This window comes from Lysinibacillus sp. NPDC047702, from assembly GCF_050272555.1.
Classification (GTDB): domain Bacteria; phylum Bacillota; class Bacilli; order Bacillales_A; family Planococcaceae; genus Lysinibacillus.
This window is the reverse complement of sequence record NZ_JBNNMG010000145.1, coordinates 1-1,430: the sequence shown is the minus strand read 5'-3', so window position 1 is coordinate 1,430 and position 1,430 is coordinate 1. Positions and strand designations below refer to the sequence as shown.

The 1,430-nt window shown below is 35.0% G+C and carries 2 protein-coding genes; both read right to left on the bottom strand.

Annotated elements, in window-relative coordinates; genetic code table 11:
* Positions 1–29: 29 nt before the first annotated feature.
* On the bottom strand, positions 30–890 hold the full coding sequence (locus ACQKIM_RS28130; protein WP_427550274.1) for an IS3 family transposase: 861 nt from the start codon (positions 888–890) through the stop codon (positions 30–32).
* Positions 869–1,375: a helix-turn-helix domain-containing protein gene (locus tag ACQKIM_RS28125; protein ID WP_427550271.1), complete on the bottom strand. Its 507-nt coding sequence runs from the start codon at positions 1,373–1,375 to the stop codon at positions 869–871. The genes ACQKIM_RS28130 and ACQKIM_RS28125 overlap by 22 nt, the downstream gene beginning before the upstream one ends.
* Between the last annotated feature and the right edge of the window lie 55 nt (positions 1,376–1,430).

The window sequence follows — 1,430 nt, the reverse complement described above, 5'->3', positions numbered from 1 at the left end:
AGTGATCTGACCCCAAAAGTTTGAACTTTTTAAGAAACCTTTCGAAACTCAACTGGACTTTTTCCGTTGAGTTTTATTTTTATCCGTTCATGATTGTAATAGTGGATATAGTCTGCTAATGCTTTTTTGAATTCTTCATAGTTTTTAAACGTAGTCATGTACAGAAATTCTGATTTCATTATGCCAAAAAAGCTTTCTATCACGGCATTATCTAAACAATTTCCTTTCCGTGACATACTTTGCTTGATTTCATAAGTTGCTAATAACTCTTGAAAACGTTGTATTTGATATAACCATCCTTGATCAGAATGAATGATTAAGTCATTTTTTTTCTGTAACTTTGTATACGTAAACGCCTTTTTAAAAGACTGTTGAACTAACTCAAAATTAGGTGATTTCGATACCTCATATCCAACAATTTCTCGACTGAATAAATCTAATACAGCTGAAATATAGACTTTTTGGCCATTCATTTTAAATTCCGTTACATCGGTTACCCATTTCTGATTTGGTTCAGTGGCTTCAAAATCGCGCTGGATTACATTCTCTGCAACATAGCCCACTGTCCCTTTATACGAGCGGTATTTTTTAGGGCGTACCTTCCCTTTTAAGCCCAACTCCTGCATCAATCGTTGAACCGTTTTATGGTTGATGAAAAATCCTTCATTACGGAGGGCTAAACAAATACGACGATAACCATAACGCCCCTTATGATGATGAAAAAGCGTCTGAATTCGTTCTTTGATCTCTTGATATTTATCTGGTTTTGTCCATTTTTGAAGGTGATAATAATACGTACTTTTCTTTAATTTTGCCACCTTTAATAGAGCTTGAAGAGGAAAATCCAGCCTTAGCTCATATACAGCTCTTACTTTTTCTTTGGTTTGAATGCATCCTTTTCTTGAGCTAAGGCTTTCAACTTTTTTAAATAGGCATTTTCCATACGTAAATATTCAATTTCTTCTTTTAACTCATCCATCGTTTTCTCATTTAAATCGTTCGCAGGTGTATGTTTTTTTGGCATCGATTGGCACTCCTTTTCTATTTGATAGAGCACCTCTCCAGCCTTTGACATCCATTGTTTTTTCCATCTTCGAACGGTTTCACGAGAAGGAATATTAAACTTCGCAGCGGTCTGTAAGAGCGAATCGCCCGTCTCTATCAGGTGTTGAATTACTTTTATTTTAAAAGAATCTTCATAATTCGTGTACCCCTGAGGACGAATAATTCCTTCGATGCCATGATATCGATATAATTCAATCCATAATCGAATGTAATGTCGGTCAATCTGTAATCTTTTTGCAATCTGATACGTACTTTCATTTTCTTCAAAGTAAGCAATAACAGCGGCTAATTTTTGTTCGTCAGAAATCACTAACTGCACCCCCTTATATTAGATTTTTTAAGTCCAATATTTTGGGTGCAGTTCA